The 17097-nt window shown below is 58.4% G+C and carries 17 protein-coding genes (1 of these 17 cut by a window edge); 6 read left to right on the top strand and 11 right to left on the bottom strand.

What is annotated here, in order from left to right; all coding sequences use genetic code 11:
- From msrP to PSPTO_RS05165, 5 genes are all read right to left on the bottom strand, one after another.
- Positions 1-67: the 5' end (the start) of a protein-methionine-sulfoxide reductase catalytic subunit MsrP gene (gene msrP / locus PSPTO_RS05185; RefSeq protein WP_005770490.1), read on the bottom strand. 947 nt of this gene lie to the left of the window's left edge; 67 of the gene's 1014 nt are visible here — the first part of the coding sequence; it begins with the start codon at positions 65-67; its stop codon lies beyond the left edge, outside the window.
- A gap of 64 nt (positions 68-131) precedes the next feature.
- On the bottom strand, positions 132-983 hold the full coding sequence (gene pssA, locus PSPTO_RS05180; RefSeq protein WP_005770492.1) for a CDP-diacylglycerol--serine O-phosphatidyltransferase: 852 nt from the start codon (positions 981-983) through the stop codon (positions 132-134).
- A gap of 144 nt (positions 984-1127) precedes the next feature.
- Positions 1128-2144 (bottom strand): ketol-acid reductoisomerase, encoded by a 1017-nt coding sequence (gene ilvC, locus PSPTO_RS05175; protein ID WP_005614924.1) that lies wholly within the window; start codon positions 2142-2144, stop codon positions 1128-1130.
- A 47-nt stretch (positions 2145-2191) separates the two neighbouring features.
- Complete coding sequence (ilvN, locus tag PSPTO_RS05170) at positions 2192-2683, bottom strand: acetolactate synthase small subunit (RefSeq protein WP_002552075.1); 492 nt, start codon at positions 2681-2683, stop codon at positions 2192-2194.
- A 2-nt stretch (positions 2684-2685) separates the two neighbouring features.
- Positions 2686-4410: an acetolactate synthase 3 large subunit gene (locus PSPTO_RS05165; RefSeq protein WP_007246092.1), complete on the bottom strand. Its 1725-nt coding sequence runs from the start codon at positions 4408-4410 to the stop codon at positions 2686-2688.
- Positions 4411-4807: 397 nt separating this feature from the next.
- Here PSPTO_RS05165 and PSPTO_RS05160 point away from each other — a divergent pair, with 397 nt between their 5' ends.
- On the top strand, positions 4808-5224 hold the full coding sequence (locus PSPTO_RS05160; protein WP_005770496.1) for a DUF4124 domain-containing protein: 417 nt from the start codon (positions 4808-4810) through the stop codon (positions 5222-5224).
- 9 nt (positions 5225-5233) lie between these two features.
- Here the strand turns inward: PSPTO_RS05160 and PSPTO_RS05155 are convergent, their stop codons facing one another.
- From PSPTO_RS05155 to mrcB, 3 genes are read right to left on the bottom strand one after another with little or no spacing between them, the layout of a single operon-like run.
- Positions 5234-5563, bottom strand: coding sequence for a YqcC family protein (locus tag PSPTO_RS05155; RefSeq protein WP_005770497.1), 330 nt, complete (start codon positions 5561-5563; stop codon positions 5234-5236).
- Complete coding sequence (locus tag PSPTO_RS05150) at positions 5563-6264, bottom strand: tetratricopeptide repeat protein (protein ID WP_010201647.1); 702 nt, start codon at positions 6262-6264, stop codon at positions 5563-5565. Before PSPTO_RS05150 ends, PSPTO_RS05155 begins: the two co-directional genes overlap by 1 nt.
- Before the next feature lie 56 nt (positions 6265-6320).
- Positions 6321-8642, bottom strand: coding sequence for a penicillin-binding protein 1B (mrcB, locus tag PSPTO_RS05145; protein WP_005614914.1), 2322 nt, complete (start codon positions 8640-8642; stop codon positions 6321-6323).
- Positions 8643-8772: 130 nt separating this feature from the next.
- On the opposite strand from mrcB, the gene PSPTO_RS05140 reads away from it, so the two are divergent.
- Positions 8773-10311 carry a bifunctional aminoglycoside phosphotransferase/ATP-binding protein gene (locus PSPTO_RS05140; protein ID WP_011103375.1) on the top strand — a complete coding sequence of 513 codons (1539 nt, stop codon included), beginning with the start codon at positions 8773-8775 and terminating at the stop codon, positions 10309-10311.
- 101 nt (positions 10312-10412) lie between these two features.
- Complete coding sequence (locus PSPTO_RS05135) at positions 10413-10757, top strand: pentapeptide repeat-containing protein (RefSeq protein WP_007246096.1); 345 nt, start codon at positions 10413-10415, stop codon at positions 10755-10757.
- Between the two features lie 380 nt (positions 10758-11137).
- On the opposite strand, the gene deoC is transcribed toward PSPTO_RS05135, so the two are convergent.
- A complete protein-coding gene (gene deoC, locus PSPTO_RS05130) occupies positions 11138-11917 on the bottom strand; it encodes a deoxyribose-phosphate aldolase (RefSeq protein ID WP_011103373.1) in 780 nt (259 codons plus the stop codon).
- Positions 11918-12134: 217 nt separating this feature from the next.
- Here deoC and PSPTO_RS05125 point away from each other — a divergent pair, with 217 nt between their 5' ends.
- Positions 12135-12467, top strand: a complete 333-nt coding sequence (locus PSPTO_RS05125) for a Rieske (2Fe-2S) protein (RefSeq protein ID WP_007246097.1) — start codon at positions 12135-12137, stop codon at positions 12465-12467.
- 22 nt (positions 12468-12489) lie between these two features.
- Here the strand turns inward: PSPTO_RS05125 and sfsA are convergent, their stop codons facing one another.
- Both sfsA and PSPTO_RS05115 read right to left on the bottom strand, forming a co-directional pair.
- Positions 12490-13203, bottom strand: coding sequence for a DNA/RNA nuclease SfsA (gene sfsA, locus PSPTO_RS05120; RefSeq protein WP_011103372.1), 714 nt, complete (start codon positions 13201-13203; stop codon positions 12490-12492).
- Entirely contained in the window at positions 13203-14375 is a 1173-nt protein-coding gene (locus tag PSPTO_RS05115; protein WP_005770507.1) for a pyridoxal phosphate-dependent aminotransferase, read from the bottom strand. Before PSPTO_RS05115 ends, sfsA begins: the two co-directional genes overlap by 1 nt.
- A gap of 349 nt (positions 14376-14724) precedes the next feature.
- Here PSPTO_RS05115 and dksA point away from each other — a divergent pair, with 349 nt between their 5' ends.
- Both dksA and PSPTO_RS05105 read left to right on the top strand, forming a co-directional pair.
- A complete protein-coding gene (gene dksA, locus PSPTO_RS05110) occupies positions 14725-15165 on the top strand; it encodes an RNA polymerase-binding protein DksA (RefSeq protein ID WP_005614892.1) in 441 nt (146 codons plus the stop codon).
- Positions 15166-15280: 115 nt separating this feature from the next.
- Entirely contained in the window at positions 15281-16705 is a 1425-nt protein-coding gene (locus PSPTO_RS05105; protein ID WP_003408269.1) for an IS1182-like element ISPsy6 family transposase, read from the top strand.
- The last annotated feature ends 392 nt before the right edge of the window (positions 16706-17097 follow it).

Here is a 17097-nt window from a genome sequence, read left to right as displayed (position 1 = left end):
GGTAGATGGATTCAGGCGTGACGTCCGACTCTTTGGAGCCCGACGCAGAAGGAAGCTTGATTAGCATGATGACTCCGCAGCCTAAGGGGAACTGATGCACCAATAGACTACGGAGTATGGTGGAAATTAGATCATTGTGAGGCTTTATGGCGACGCAATAGATACTGAATCGGTCCGGACAGGGCGTAGGCGAGGAATATCAGCAGCAGAATGCGCGGCGGGTCGCTGAATACCACGGCAAACACCAGCACCACGGCCAGAATCGCAACAAAAGGTACGCGCCCTTTCAGGTCCAGTTCCTTGAAGCTGTTGTACTTGATGTTACTGACCATCAGCATGCCGGCTGCAGCGACCAGCAAGGCCACCAGAAACGACAGCTTGGAACCCTGAATCCCGAAATCGCTAAACGCCCAGACCGTACCGGCAACAACACCTGCCGCCGCCGGGCTGGCCAGACCGATGAAGTAGCGCTTGTCAGCCTTGCCGACCTGGGTGTTGAAGCGCGCCAGACGCAACGCCGCGCCGGCCACATAGATGAAGGCGACCATCCAGCCAACCTTGCCCATGTCCCCCAGCGCCCAGCCAAATGCCAGCAGCGCCGGTGCGACACCAAAGGCAACCATGTCGGACAGGGAATCGTACTCGGCGCCAAATGCGCTCTGGGTGTTGGTCATGCGCGCAACGCGACCATCCAGCCCATCGAGGACCATGGCGACGAAGATCGCAATCGCCGCGAACGCGAAATACTTGCTCGCAGCGGCGCTATCACCGGCACTCATCGCGCTTTGCGCGCTCATGGAACTGATGATGGAGTAGAAACCCGCAAACAGATTCGCGGTGGTAAACAGGTTGGGCAGCAGATAGATACCGCGATGCCGGACCTGACGGCCTTCGGCGTCATGCCCTTCTTCTACATGTTCATCGATGGGTAGCAGACTTTCAGCGTCGGAGGCCTTGTTGGGCTCCTCGGGACGTTCGCTCATGGAGATTACCTTGCAACAGCATGAAAAGGTTCGACAGAGGCCTGCCGCGAGGGTTCGCCGGCAAACGATGCAGCTTTATACCAGAGCCTGACCCATAACGAAAAAACGCGACCGATTGGCCGCGTTTTTTTGTGAAGCAAAAACTTAGTTCTTGTCTTTGTCGACGATTTTGTTCGCTGCGATCCAAGGCATCATCGAACGCAGTTTCTCGCCGATGACTTCGATGCCGTGCTCAGCGTTGTTACGACGCTTGGCGGTCATCGATGGGTAGCCGGTAGCGCCTTCGGTGATGAACATCTTCGCGTATTCACCGTCCTGGATGCGCTTCAGAGCGTTGCGCATGGCCTGACGGGATTCAGCGTTGATGACCTCAGGGCCAGTCACGTACTCGCCGTACTCGGCATTGTTGGAGATCGAGTAGTTCATGTTGGCGATGCCGCCTTCGTACATGAGGTCAACGATCAGCTTCAGCTCGTGCAGGCACTCGAAGTAAGCCATTTCTGGCGCGTAGCCCGCTTCAACCAGTGTTTCGAAACCGGCTTTGACCAGCTCGACAGTACCGCCACACAGAACAGCCTGCTCGCCGAACAGGTCGGTTTCAGTCTCGTCCTTGAAGGTGGTTTCGATGATGCCGGTACGGCCACCACCAACACCCGAAGCGTAGGACAGAGCAACGTTCTTGGCGTTGCCGGAAGCATCCTGATAAACAGCGATCAGGTCAGGAATACCGCCACCTTTGACGAACTCGGTACGCACGGTGTGGCCTGGAGCCTTCGGCGCGATCATGATCACGTCGAGGTCAGCGCGCGGCACAACCTGGTTGTAGTGAATCGCGAAACCGTGGGAGAACGCCAGTGTTGCGCCTTTTTTCAGGTTCGGCTCGACTTCGTTCTTGTACAACTGGGACTGGAACTCGTCCGGGGTCAGGATCATGACCAGGTCGGCAGCAGCAACGGCGGAAGCGACGTCAGTCACTTTCAGGCCGTGGGCTTCAGCCTTGGCGACAGTGGCCGAACCCTTGCGCAGGCCGACAGTCACGTCAACACCGGAGTCTTTCAGGTTGCACGCTTGAGCGTGGCCCTGCGAACCGTAACCGATGATGGCGACTTTCTTGCCCTGGATGATCGAAAGGTCACAGTCTTTGTCGTAGAAAACTTTCATGGAAATCCCCTGTTATCGTGGCCGTTCGGGCCATTTGCTTAATTGATTTAAATGCTCAGCACTTTGTCGCCACGGGCAATGCCCGTTACGCCACTGCGTACTGTTTCCAGGATAGCGGCGGTGCCGATGGCCTGAATGAAGCTGTCCAGTTTGTCGCTCGTGCCGCTCAGCTGCACGGTGTAGACGCTGGCGGTCACGTCGACGATCTGCCCGCGGAAGATATCCGTGGTGCGTTTGATCTCGGCACGCTGCGCGCCGGTGGCCTTGACCTTGACCAGCATCAGTTCACGCTCGATGTGAGCGCTCTCCGACAGGTCGACCAGCTTGACCACCTCGATGAGTTTGTTGAGGTTCTTGGTGATCTGCTCGATCACCTCATCATGGCCCACGGTGGTCAGCGTCAGACGCGACAGGGTCGGGTCTTCGGTTGGCGCAACCGTCAGGCTCTCGATGTTGTAGTTACGCTGCGAGAACAGACCGACTACACGAGACAACGCGCCCGGTTCGTTTTCCAGCAGTAGCGAAATGATATGGCGCATGATTATGTCCGCTCCGTCTTGCTCAACCACATATCGCGCATGGAGCCGTCCTTGATCTGCATCGGATAGACGTGCTCGCTCACATCGACCTGAATATCAAGGAACACCAGCCGGTCAGTCATGGCAAACGCTTCTTCCATCTTCGGCTTGAGATCTTTCAAATCGGTGATGCGCATGCCGACGTGGCCATAAGCCTCGACCAGCTTGACGAAGTCAGGCAGCGATTCCATGTAGGAATGCGAGTGACGCGCGCCGTAGCTCATGTCCTGCCACTGGCGAACCATGCCCAGCACACCGTTATTGAGCAGAATGATCTTCACCGGCAGGCCATATTGCAGACAGGTCGAAAGCTCCTGAATGTTCATCTGGATGCTGCCTTCACCGGTCACACAGGCAACGTGCTCGTCCGGAAAGCTCAGCTTGACGCCCATCGCCGCCGGGAAGCCAAAGCCCATGGTGCCCAGACCGCCGGAGTTGATCCAGCGGTTCGGCTTGTTGAAACGGTAGTACTGCGCAGCAAACATCTGATGCTGACCCACGTCGGAGGTCACATAGGCATCGCCCTTGGTGACTTCGCACAGTGTTTCGATCACCGCCTGCGGCTTGATGACAGTGCCATCGCCACGGTTGTACGGGAACAGATCGCCGCTACCGCGCCACTCGTCAATCTGCTTCCACCATGCAGCGACCGACGCCTTGTCAGGCGTTTCGCCGATTTCTTTCAGGGTGGCGACCATTTCGGTCAGCACGCTTTCGACAGGGCCGACGATAGGCACGTCAGCCTTGATGGTCTTGGAGATCGACGCAGGGTCAATATCGATGTGGATGATCTTGGCGTTCGGGCAGAACTTGCTCGCGCCATTGATCACCCGGTCATCGAAACGCGCGCCGACAGCCAGAATCACGTCGGTGTGGTGCATCGCAAGGTTGGCGGTATAGCTGCCGTGCATCCCGAGCATACCGACGAACTGGCGATCGGTGCCGGGATAGCAACCCAGGCCCATCAGCGTATTGGTCACTGGGGCATTGAGCAGTTGAGCCAGCTCGGTCAGTTGCGCCGAAGCGTTGCCCATGATCACGCCGCCACCGGCATAGATGATAGGACGCTTGGCGGCCAGGAGCATTTCCACAGCCTTGCGGATCTGGCCGGAATGACCGCGGACCGCAGGGCTGTAGGAGCGCAGCTTGGCTTTTTTCGGAAAGACGTATTCGAATTTCTCGGCCGGGTTGGTCATGTCTTTCGGAATATCCACGACCACAGGGCCGGGACGACCGGACTGCGCCAGGTAGAAAGCCTTCTTCAGAATTTCCGGAATTTCCGACGGGTGCTTGATCATGAAGCTGTGCTTCACGATCGGCCGGGAGATACCGATCATGTCGGTCTCCTGGAATGCGTCGGTGCCCACCAGGGTGCTCGCTACCTGACCGGACAGAACCACCATCGGAATGGAGTCCATATACGCCGTGGCGATACCGGTAATGGCATTGGTTGCACCAGGGCCGGACGTCACCAGCACCACACCCGCCTTGCCGGTGGCGCGCGCATAGCCGTCGGCCATGTGCGTAGCCGCCTGCTCGTGACGAACAAGGATATGGCTGACGGCCGGTTCTTTGAACAGGGCATCGTAGACATGCAGGAGGGCACCACCCGGGTACCCATAGATGTGCTCAACGCCTTCGTCACGCAAAAAGCGGACGATCATTTCAGCGCCAGATAAAAGCTCCACGTTGTTCACCTCTAAAACGCCAGAATACCGCCCACTCCGGGACGGGTCTTTATAGGTTTACTGCCAGCAGAGCATGAGCGACGGTGGTCGCCGACTACGTCAGCACTGACTGAGCAAGTATTGGGAAGTCCCTGAGTGTTGCGGAACATTCCCACCCAGCGCGAGGTAACGCGTTGCGGGTGTTACAGGTCGGCGCGGGTGTGCGCCTCATGATCTACCGAGAGGGTCTGCTTCTGGCAGTCCTTCTACAGCGAACTTTGGATTGTTGTGATTCCCCCACCTCAAGTCAAGTCATCCGTGAGCTTTCTCGACAGCAAGCCTATGAAATCGCACCATTTCGGACTGAATCGCACCGATATGGTAGTTTTCGGTGTGTGCAAACCTCCAGGGACCCGACATGCATTGGAAGATTCTCGCCGCCGCGCTGGCCATCAGCGCGACCAGCCAGGCCGCCTCGATCTACAAGTGGGTCGACGCGCAGGGCGTGACGCACTTCGATGCCCGGCCGCCGACCGGCCAGCAGGTTCAGGAAATCAACGTGCAGAAGCCGCCACCCGCTTCTGCGCCGAGCAAGCCCGTGGACGACGGCGATGCACAGCAGCGCGCCATCGACCAGAAAGTCAAAAGTCAGGTGAAGGCTCAGGAAGCTAAGCGTGCGGAAAACTGCGAGACCCTGCGCACCAATCTCGCGCAGCTGCAGAATAATCCGCGAGTGCGCGAGCAGGTAGGCGGCGAATCGAAGCGTCTCACGGAAGAAAACCGCAAGACGCGTATCGAAGAAACCGAGAAAGCCATTGGCGAGCTATGTCGCTAGCCGACACGATCAGCGTGCCGCAATAATCAACTGATCGAATCGGGCCAGATGCTGTTGCAGCAACCGGGCCTCGCTCTGGCGTCCGGCATAGACCATCTCGGCCATTTCCAGAATGCCGGATGCATTGGGCAGCGGCAGGTCGTTTTCGAGAATGATCTTCATGCGCGGCAGGAAGATCCATTGCAGCCACTGCGCAAACTCAAGCGTGTCAACGCTGAACGGCTCCTGACTGGCAAGTGCCTGCTCGCTGGGCGGTGTGGCATCCCACCAGCCCAGGGTGCGCAATTCGCGCTCGATCAACAGCAATTGCTCGGCAACTTCAGGTAAGCGTACGTCCATCAGCGAGCCTTTTGACGAGCCAGCGCAGCACCGGCCGCATCACCCTGCTTTTCGCGAGACTGAGCGATCAACCCCCACAGGCTGGCTTGAAGGCTGGCACGCCCATTGGCGTACGTCAGACCGCGACGGGCCAATTGTTCAGCCTGGGCGGCATCGCCCTGAGCCAGACGCACCTGGGCCAGACGATAGAGCACCTGAGGTTCGCGCGGCGCAACACGCTGGGCGCGCTCAAGGCTGGAGGACGCACCGTTGAGGTCGCCGCTGCCTTGCTGTTGCTGCGCCGTGGTCAACAAGGCCAGTACCGGGCCATCAAGCTGTTCGTCTTCAGACAGACCGCCGCCGCTGGACGGGATCCCGGTCGGTGCAGACGCAGCCGGCATGCTGTAGCTGTTATTCACCGGAGCCGGATTGATCGGCGCCTGATTGACAGGCGCTGCGTCGACAGGCGGCGTATTGACGCTGAACGGGGCCTGACTGGCCGGTGCAGAGAAGCTTTCCCCTGCACCCGCACCCGCCGCGCCCGGCACCATCACCACCACGCCATTATCCTGCGGTACAGCTTGCGGCTGTTGCTGAACAGGGGCGGTGCTTCGATAAGTACCGTTGCGCGACGCTGCTGCACGCTCGCTATTGGACACCTTGGAGCTCGAATCCACGACCGGAATCGAGCCACGTTCCACACTGGCGCAGCCGTTCAGCAAGGCCAGTGTCGTTAAAGCTGGAATCCACCATTTATTCACTTGAAAACCTCGATTGCCTAGTTCAACCAACCCTTGACCCAGTCCATCACCTCAGTGGCAGGTGCCGGAGCGCCGCCGCATGTTGCGCCGGGCTGGGGTTCACTGCCGCGAATATACGGCATCTGCACTGCATTCGGGCAGCTGGCGTCCGAACCCTGACCGGTCTGTGCATCGACCCACGCCTGAACGACGTTGTCGGGCATCGCCATGTCGAGCGGCAGCGGGTTGGCCTTGCGCATGAAGCTGGTCCAGACCTGCAAGGCACCGGTAGCGCCGGTAAACGGAGTCTTACCGTTATCGTCACGGCCCATCCACACCACGGCAAGCAGATCCTGACTGAAACCTGCGAACCAGCTGTCGCGCGAGTCATTACTGGTGCCGGTCTTGCCCGCCAGGTTCAGCGAGCTCGGCAATACGCTGTAAACAGATTTGCCCGTGCCTTCACGCATGACCCGCTGCATCGCGTTCTGCACCAGATAAATGGCACCCGGATCGAAACGCTGCTCGATCTTGAACGGATAACGCTTGAGCGGCTCACCTTCGGCAGTCAGCACACTGCGGATGCCACGCATCGGCGTATTGAACCCGCCACTGGCGATGGTCTGATACATAGTGGCGACTTCCATCGGGCTCAAGCCGCCCGCGCCCAGCAGCATCGACGGGTAGGCAGGCCACTCACGGGTCACGCCCAGTTTGGCCAGTGTCTTGAAGACCGTCGGAATGCCTAGCTCAAGACCCAGCTTGGCAGTCGACAGGTTGTAAGAGTGCGCCAGCCCCTGATACAGAAAGATATTGCCATGGGACTTGTGATCGTAGTTCTGCGGCTTCCAGATCTGGCCATCAGCGCCCTTGACCTGAAAGAGTTCGTCGGCAATCCAGCTGGTCAGCGTGTATTGGCTTGGACGCTCCAGCGCCGTCAGGTAAATAGCCGGCTTGACCAGCGAACCAATCGGCCGCACCGCATCGATCGCCCGGTTGAAACCGGAGAAACCCGCCTCGCGACCACCGATCAGCGCCTGCACTTCGCCGGTCTCCGGGTTGGTGACGACCATCCCCGCTTCTACCTCATCGACACCCTTGCGCCCGGCCAGCTTTTTGAACGTATCGTCCATGGCAGCCTGGGATTTCATCTGCAGAATCGGATCGAAGCTGGTGAAGATCCGCAGCCCTTCTTCGGTCAAGTCTTCGTCGCGGTAGTCTTCGCGTAGCTGGCGCTTGACCAGATCGAGGAAGGCCGGGAACGAGCTGTCAGCCAGCGTGCCGGTTTTGGTCACACCCAGTGGCAATTTCTTGGCCGCCGCCACCACTTCGGGCGTGGCAACGCCTTGCTGCTCAAACAGATCGAGTACAAGGTTGCGGCGCTCCATCGCACGTTCAGGGTTGCGACGTGGATTGTAGAAGGACGGCCCTTTGACCAGCCCGACCAGCATCGCTACCTGGTGAATTTTCAGCTCGGATAGCGGTTGACTGAAGAAATACTGACTGGCCAGACCAAAGCCATGAACTGCGCGCTGACCATCCTGGCCAACGAACACTTCATTGAGATAAGCCTCGAGGATTTCCTGCTTGCTGTAATGAATTTCCAGCAAGACCGCCATCATCGCCTCAGTCAGCTTGCGGCTCAGGCTGCGCTCGTTGGTCAGGTAGAAGTTCTTCACCAACTGTTGAGTCAGCGTACTGCCGCCCTGGCGCATCTGGCCCTGCGAGGTATTGACCCAGATCGCACGGGCAATGGACTTGGGTGACACACCGAAGTGGTGATAAAAATCCCGGTCCTCTACTGCCACCAGCCCGTCGAGCAGATACGGCGGTGCCTGATCAAGCTTGATGAGGATTCGGTCTTCCAGATTTTTCGGGTACAAGCCACCGATCAGCAACGGCTCGAGCCGCGCCACGGCAAGCTTGGCACCGTTGCCGGAAGATAGGTCGGCAACCGAATCGCCAGCGAAACGTACGCGCACCTGCTGTGCTGCGTCCGTGCCCTCGTAGAACTGGAAGCCACGCGTATTAAGATCGACGGTATTGCCATTAACCGCCGCAGCACCTGGGCCATTGGCCACGCTTTCGCGGCGATAACCCAGCGCGTCGAGCTCAATGAGGAAGTCATCGCGGCTCAGCTTCTGCCCGACGAACAGCTCCAGCGGCCGCGCATAAACCTTGGCCGGAATGGTCCAGCGCTTGCCGGAGAATTTCTCCTGAACAATCGCATCAAGGTAGATGGCCAGGCCGCCCAGCAGAACCAGGCCGACAATACCGAGCTTCAACGCCCAGCCCAGCCACTTGTTCAGGCTGCGGGGAGGTTGTTTTTTAGGGGAACGAGAGGTGCGGGATCGAGTCATGGGCGCGGATTATACGCACTTTACCGAGGATCGACAGACGCCCGAGTCAGCGGTTTGCAGCCTTGCGCCAAGCGGCCATAATAGCCGCATCAAGTACTTACATTTTGAACACATTCCTGAAGGATCGTCCGTGAGCCAGTCTTTGATCGCAGCCCTGCAGAACCCTGCCCTCTTCCCTCATCCGGTGGAGAGCTTTCAGGTCATCGAAACGCACATTTCGTGGGTTCTGCTGACGGGTCCCTATGCCTACAAATTCAAAAAGCCGATGAACTTCGGTTTTCTGGATTTCACCACGCTGGCCCTGCGCGAGCATTTCTGCCAGGAAGAGCTACGCCTGAACAAGCGCCTGACCGACGATATGTATCTGGAAGTCCTGCCGATCACCGGCACGGCCCAAGCACCACAACTGGGCGGCGACGGCGATGTCATCGAGTACGCCCTGAAGATGAAGCAGTTCTCGCAGGACGGCCTGCTGAGCACGTTGCAGGCCAATGGCGAGCTGACCACCGCGCACATCGACGAACTGGCACGCCAGATCGCCGATTTCCACCTCGATTCGCCACATGTCACTGCAGAAAGCGAACTGGGCTCGCCTGACAGCGTCATGGCTCCGGTCGTACAGAACTTTGAGCAGATTCGCCCGCTGATCAGCGAAAAATCAGATCTGGAGCAGCTCGATGCCCTGCAGGCTTGGGCCGAGTCGAGCTTTGAGCGCCTCAAGCCACTGCTGGCTCAACGCAAGGCCGATGGATTCATCCGTGAATGCCATGGCGACATCCATTTGGGCAACGCCACGGTGATCGACGGCAAGGTTGTGCTGTTCGACTGCATCGAATTCAACGAGCCGTTCCGCAAGACCGACGTGTATGCCGACATCGGCTTTCTGGCAATGGACCTTGAAGACCGAGGCCTCAAATCGCTTTCCCGCCGCCTTGTCAGCCAGTATCTGGAAGTGACGGGCGACTACGTCGGCCTGGAACTGTTGAATTTCTACAAGGCCTACCGCGCAATGGTCCGTGCCAAGGTGGCTTTGTTCAGCCAGCCTGCTGACGCCGACGGCGTGCAACGCGCGGCAACACTGCGCCAATATCGCAACTACGCCAATCTGGCCGAAAGCTACAGCGCTATCCCTTCGCGGTTTCTGACCATTACTCACGGCGTCTCTGCGGTCGGCAAAAGCCATGTCGCCATGCGCCTGGTGGAATCACTGGGGGCGATCCGCCTGCGTTCGGATATCGAGCGCAAGCGCTTGTTTGCCGAAGGCGGCGAAGACCTGTATGGCGACGAGGCCAGCAGCGCAACCTATGCACGCCTTCATGAACTGGCCGGCAAAACGTTGCGCGCCGGCTTCTCGGTGGTGATCGATGCCACTTACCTCAAGCGTGAGCAACGCGATGCCGCCGCGAAAGTAGCCGAAAACACCGGCGTGCCGTTTCTGATCCTCGATTGCGAAGCACCACAGGCGGTGATTGCCAGTTGGCTTGCGCAGCGTCAGGCGCAGAACAACGACCCTTCCGATGCAACGCTGCAAGTGATCGAGGCTCAACAGGCCAGCCGTGAGCTTCTTTCTGCAGACGAAGTTCTGTGCAGCAAGAAAGTGGCGACCAACATTGGCAGCGATCTGGACAGCCTTGTCGACAACCTGCGCCAACGTTTGCCAGGTCTCTGAAACCAACGCATGGCCGTTTAGCGGGTAATGCTTCACGGCCTGACAATGATGGCGATATACTGGCGCCATAATTCCAACGCAATCACAAGCACGAGGCCATCATGAGCCAGCCCAAACAGATCGACTCACCCCTTTATATGCTGCTGCGCCAGGATGATGTCGAAGGTTTCAATCAGGAAAAACCGCGAACCGGCACGATCGACATGACCGGAGGCGACTTTCGAGGGCTGGACCTGCGTGCGCTGGACACAACAGGTATCGATTTCACCGACGCCTACTTTCGCTCCGCCGACCTTCGCGGCCTGGACTTGCGCCATATCCCGATGGAAGGTGCAAGCATCGCCCACGCACAGATCTCCGGCGTATTCTTCCCCGCCGAGCTCTCGGCTGACGAGATACTGATGTCGGTAAACTTCGGGACGCGCCTGCGCTATCGCAGCCACTGAAACTGAAACCGTAAAAACGTTGCAGCCTGCATGCGCAAAGCATGACGGGCTGGCGATGTGTTGCTGATCACCACCCCTCTTGCTTCCTGCATCCCTTCTGAATGTGCAGCCTCTGCGCTTTGTCAGCCGCCTGCGGCGCCACCCGTTTGTGTCAATTGCAGCTCAAGGCCAGTCACCCGCCAGCACGCCGAAGCCGTCCAAAAGAAATGTTGACTTACAAATGAGAATCGTTATGATTATCACGTCCGGTCGCGAGACTGGACGGTAACTGAAAGACCTTGGTTCGGACTTTCAGATTATCTCCTCATCAGGCTAATCACGGTTTTTGACCCGGCTCTTTGCCGGGTCTTTTTTTGCCTGTCTGAAAAGCGACCAAACCCTCAAAAGCCGCTGCTGCTAGCTTCGAGCAGGCCCAGACTTGCCAGCAAATCGTCCAGCAAACTGGAGCCACCCAGCCGCACCCGCCTGATATTGACCCACTGCGGCCCGAAACGGCCACGGGCCATAGCCATGTACGCGCGCGCCTCTTCAAAGGTGCGAAGCCCGCCCGCGACTTTGAGCCCGGCCTGCCCGCCGACATCAGCCAGGGCTCCCAGCATGATGCGTGCAGCCTGTGGCGTGACATGAACGGCTGCCTTGCCGGTGCTGGTCTTGATGAAGTCAGCGCCCGACGCAATCGCATCGCGACAGGCGTCGAGGATCATTTGCGAGTCACGCAGGTCACCGGTTTCAAGCGTCGCCGTCAACGTTGCGCGCCCGCTGCATAACTTCGCACAGGTAGCGAGCAATTCCATACCGGTCTGCCGGTCACCGCCCAGCAGCGCGCGGAACGGATAGACAACATCGATTTCGTCAGCCCCGGACATCAGGGCTGAGCGCACCTCGGAGGCCACCAAATCGACGTTGCTGCCGCCATGCGGGAAGTTGACGACGGCCACCACTTTTATATCCCTCGCGTACATGCGGTCCAGGGTCGTTCGCGCCAGGCACACGAAGCGCTGCTGGACACAAACGGCAGCGACAGGTCCCACGGGCGTCCACGCGCGCTGGCAGACACCGACAATACGCTGCTCGGTATCATCGATATTGAGGGCGAACAGCTCCAGCAACTCTATGGCCTTGCGCGCCAGTCGCTCATCATCTGCCGTCAGTTCTTTCATGTATTCGCGCTCCTTAAACCATGAGCGGGACGATATAGGGCTTGGCGCGCCAACACGCGCCGGCCGGTCACTGCGGGAAGAGAGCTACGCAAATACCGGAAACGTCCGACTCCGCTCGGATTAGGCAATGCGCATGATGCGCTTGCGCGCAGCCGCCCGCATAAGCTGTCAAACTGAGCGGGCCGAGCACCGGCCGTAAAAAACATCTGGAGGCGTCTTGAAATTCCTTTGCGCATCGAGTCACCTGCCCGAAGCCCGGAGCAGAGGTTTCGAGCTGGGTGAACACAAGCTGTTGGCGGTACGTCGCCTGGGAACAGTGTTCATCTACAAAAACCGCTGCCCACACCGAGGCATTGCGCTGGAATGGCAGCCAGACCAGTTTCTGGACAGCAGCGCGAGCCTGATCCAGTGCGCCATGCACGGGGCGCTGTTTTTGATCGAAAGCGGCGAATGCGTAGCAGGGCCTTGCGAAGGTCAATCATTGACCGCGCTGGAATGCCGCGAGGATGGCGAGGGAATCTGGGCATCGCTGCCCGACGACGATAACTGACAGACCATGCCGCGCCCTCGCTTCAATCCGGCCAGTGCACCTCGAGATGCCGGTCGATATATACCGCTTCTGGCGTCAACTGCACCCCATACGCGAGGATCTGCACGCCGGCATCGACCGCTTCGCGTAGTGCAGCGGCGTACGCCGGGTCGATCTCTTTGGCCGGGCGCACAGCCTCTATGCCCGTGAGATTGACGCAGTACAGCAACACCGCTCGCACGCCTTCACGGGCCAGCGTGGCCAGTTCGCGAAGGTGCCGCGCCCCACGCTGGGTGACCGCGTCGGGAAACGCTGCCACCGCAGAGTCGGCGAAACCCAGGGTCACACTTTTTACCTCCAGGTACAGGTAGCCGTCCGGGTATTCCAGACGAAAGTCCACACGGCTTTTTTCCTGCCCGTAGGCCACCTCACGCTTGAGCGCTGTAAACCCCTCAAGTTCGCGGATCACCCCGGCGCGCAATGCTTCTTCGACCAGCGTATTGGCCCGTCCGGTATTGATACAGGCCAAGCGGCCTTGCGGCGTCTCGCTGATTTCCCAAGTGCCCGGCAGCTTGCGCTTGGGGTCATTGGAGCGACTGAACCATACCCGCCCACCGGGCATCATGCAGTTGAGCATCGAGCCGGTGTTGGGGCAGTGAATGGTCAGCAACTCACCGCTGTCGGTTTCGATATCAGCCAGAAAGCGCTTGTAGCGCACCAGCAGGCGACCCTGTTCGAGCTCTGGGGAAAAACGCATCAGGCGCTCCAGCTACGCAAGCCACGAGCAATTCGCTCAACCGCCTGCTCCAGGCGTGGCAGGCTTTGCGTATAAGCGAACCGTACATGATGCCCCGCCTGGAAACGGCCAAAGTCCAGACCGGGCGTAAAGGCGACGTGCTCGGTTTCCAGAAAATGTTTGCAGAACGCGAAGGCATCGCCGCCAAATGCTGAAATATCGGCATACAAATAGAACGCTCCTTCTGGCTCGACGGCAATGCCGAAACCCAGTTCCCGCAGGGCTGGCAGAAGAAAATCCCGACGACGACCGAATTCGGCGCGGCGCTGCTCCAGAATCGCCAGCGTCTGCGGCTCGAAACACGCTAGCGCGGCATATTGCGCCATGCTAGGAGCACTGATGTAGAGGTTCTGCGCCAGTTTTTCGAGATCGGCCACCGCCTCCGGTGGCGCAACCAGCCACCCCAGGCGCCAGCCAGTCATGCCGAAATATTTTGAAAAGCTATTAAGGACGAACGCTTCGTTGTCCACCTCCAGCACGCTGCTGGCGTCCACGCCATAAGTCAGGCCGTGGTAGATCTCGTCCACCACGAGGTGACCGTTGCGGGCTTTGAGCGCGCTGGACAGCGCCGCCAGTTCATCACGCGTCAACAGGGTGCCGGTGGGGTTGGCGGGCGATGCCACCAATGCGCCCACGCTGTTCGGGTTCCAGTGACTCGCCACCAGCTCGGGGGTCAATTGATAACGTTCCTGCGGGCCGACCGGCACCAGTTGCGCCTCGCCTTCGATCAAGCGCAAAAAGTGTCGATTGCACGGGTAACCCGGATCGGCCAGTAACCAGTGCTTGCCCGGATCGACCAGCAGGCTGCTGGCCAGCAACAGGGCTCCGGAGCCACCCGGCGTGACCAGAATTCGCTGCGGATCGATATCGAGCTGGTAGCGCTGGGCGTAGAACCCGGCAATCGCTTCGCGCAGTTGTGGCAGGCCGCGGGCGGCGGTATAGCGGGTCTTGCCGTCTGCCAGCGCCGCCTGTCCTGCCTTGATGATCGGCTCTGCGGTAATGAAGTCAGGCTCGCCAATTTCAAGGTGAATGACATCATGACCTGCCGCCTGCAACTCATTGGCACGCGCCAGCAACGCCATGACATGAAAGGGTTCGATGGCGCGACTGCGAGCGCTGTAGGGCTGGGTCATGGGTATTCCTTTATTGGCGCGAGCATCAAAAACATGATTGTCATGACAACGACGCATGATTCTACCTAACCGCCTGCCCGGAGGTGCGTTCACAGGGTGAAAAACCGGTCGTAGAACACTGGATAAAAGAAAGCTACGACGGTGCACAGCAGCTAGAGTTCATTTAAGTGAAGCGCAGATGCGAAATGGCCATCTCGGCGAGCAGACCGGGTCCTCATGCTCGACAACCGGGAGTAGCGCACTCCGATTTGATCTGGTAAGTTCGCCCGCTTGCAGCTGCAGGGCCGACGGGTGTCGGTGATGGAACAATCCTGCGCAATTGATTAGAAGAGTGAGAGGCGGTCCATACATGCCCACCCCAGAAAAGCAACAGAACCATCTAATCGGCGGCTTTGAACCCTATGTAGCGACAAAGGGCGAAGAGTACATGAGCGAGCCCATGCGCGCGCACTTCACCAAGATCCTGAACAAGTGGAAGCAGGACTTGATGCAAGAGGTCGACCGAACGGTGGATCACATGAAGGACGAAGCTGCCAATTTCCCTGATCCGGCCGACCGTGCCAGCCAGGAAGAGGAATTCAGCCTTGAACTCCGTGCCCGTGACCGCGAGCGCAAGCTGATCAAGAAGATCGACAAGACGCTGCAATTGATCAAGGACGAAGAATACGGCTGGTGCGAATCCTGCGGCGTAGAGATCGGCATCCGCCGTCTCGAAGCACGCCCGACTGCCGACCAGTGCGTCGATTGCAAGACCCTTGCTGAAATCAAGGAAAAACAGGTCGGTAAATGACCTGAGGCCTGCCTTGAACCAGAAAAGACGCTTAGCAGACTGTGTGAAAACCTAGCAATCTGCGCAGCGCTCAAAGAAAATGCTCCGTATCGAAAGATACAGAGCATTTTTCGTTATGGCCTACATCCAAGGTGAGTCCCGCAGCCAGACCAGCCTATTCCCGGTCTCGCTGGAAGAGTTGATCCCCGAGGATCACCTCGTTCGTGTCATTGACCTGTACGTTGCCAAGCTCGATCTGGTGCAACTGGGCTTCGATAAAGCGATTCCAAAAAGCACGGGGCGCCCTGCTTATGATCCCGCCGATCAGCTAAAACTCTACCTCTACGGCTATTTTCAGCGGATTCGCTCATCGCGACGTCTTGAAGCCGAGTGTCAGCGCAACATCGAAGTGATGTGGCTGATCAACCGGCTCAAGCCCGACTTCAAGACCATCGCCGACTTTCGCAAGAACAATAAACCCGCCTTCATCGCGACCTGCCGTGCTTTCGTTCGATTTTGTCGCACAGCAGGCTTGATCGCCGGTGAATTGGTGGCCATCGACGGCAGCAAGTTTCAGGCGGTCGCCTCCTCACGGCGTCATGTGAATTTGAAGCAGCTCAAGCGCCAGGAAGAAAAACTGGATAAGCGCATCGCTCAGTATCTGGCCGAGCTGGATGAGGCCGACAAGGCTGAAACCACAGATTCAATTGATCGCAGCGCAATCAAAGCAGCACTGGCACAGCTTGAGGCTCGACAACAGGATAATCAGAGTTGCCAGGCACTGATGCGTTCGATGGGCATCGAGCAGTTCAACACTCATGAAAGCGATGCCCGAATGATGCGCACGGCCAAAGGGCCACGTGTGGCCTACAACGTGCAAACCGTCGTGGACGCCGAGCATTGCCTGATTTTGCATCATGAGGTCACCCAGGATGGCGATGACCGAAAGCAACTGGAGCCGATGGCCAAGGCCGCCAAAGCAGAGTTACAGCAAGATGAGCTGACGGTCACTGCCGATGCCGGCTACTCCAATGGCAAGCAGTTTCAGGCCTGCGAGGATGCTTCGATTACGGCCTATGTACCGCCCAATCGTTCGAAAAACCCTGGCAGTCAGGAAGAGCAGCTCTTTGAGCGAAAAGACTTTATCTATGAGGCCGGACACGATCGTTTCCAGTGTCCGGCAGGCAAATGGTTAACGCTAAAACAGCACAACAAAGGTGATCGGATCTATCAGGCTGAGGTCGATGACTGCGCCAACTGCGCGCTGAAAACGCAATGCACTCGAGCCCAGCGCCGTTATGTCTCACGACATGCCCATGAAGAGGCTTTCGAGCGGATGGAGCAAAGAATGCAGGCGCATCCTGAGATGATGGCCAACCGAAGATCCATCGTTGAGCACCCCTTCGGCAACCTCAAGCAATGGCTATTTGGTAATGGCCGTTTCTTGCTGCGACAACTGGAGGGGACAAAAGCTGAAATGGCCTTGGCGGTGAATGCTTATAACCTGAAACGAGCGATTAAAGTGCTCGGTGTGCGCCATCTGATGGCTTTGATGGGCTGAGCGGTCATTTTTTCGTCTGCTGCCAATACAAAACAAAACGCCCCGAACAAGTCGGGGCGTTTGCTTGGGCCTTCATCAGTGTGTTTTCACACAGTCTGTTAGGCGTCTTTTTTTGTGCTCGCTCCAGCGTGGATTATCGTACCGACGCTCTGCCTCGCATGCAGTTCTGGACGCTTCGCGTCCGGTCTTGAGCTTGGGATGCCTGAGATTCAGGCTCGACTTGAGTCACCTTTTCGCCCCTCGGCGACCTACTTTGATGGGGCCAAAGTAGGCAAAGCCCCCCGCTCCGTTTCCGGCCCGACTTCGTCGGGTTCCTTCGCCCTGTCACTGATCCGGGGGTCGCCGCAACGGGCCATCCTTGGCCCGGTGCGGCTTGCTCGGCGTCCTGCCTC

Source organism: Pseudomonas syringae pv. tomato str. DC3000, assembly GCF_000007805.1.
Taxonomy (GTDB): Bacteria; Pseudomonadota; Gammaproteobacteria; order Pseudomonadales; family Pseudomonadaceae; genus Aquipseudomonas; species Aquipseudomonas avellanae.
The sequence above is the reverse complement of the archived record's forward strand: the minus strand, read 5'-3'. Positions and strand labels throughout refer to the sequence as shown.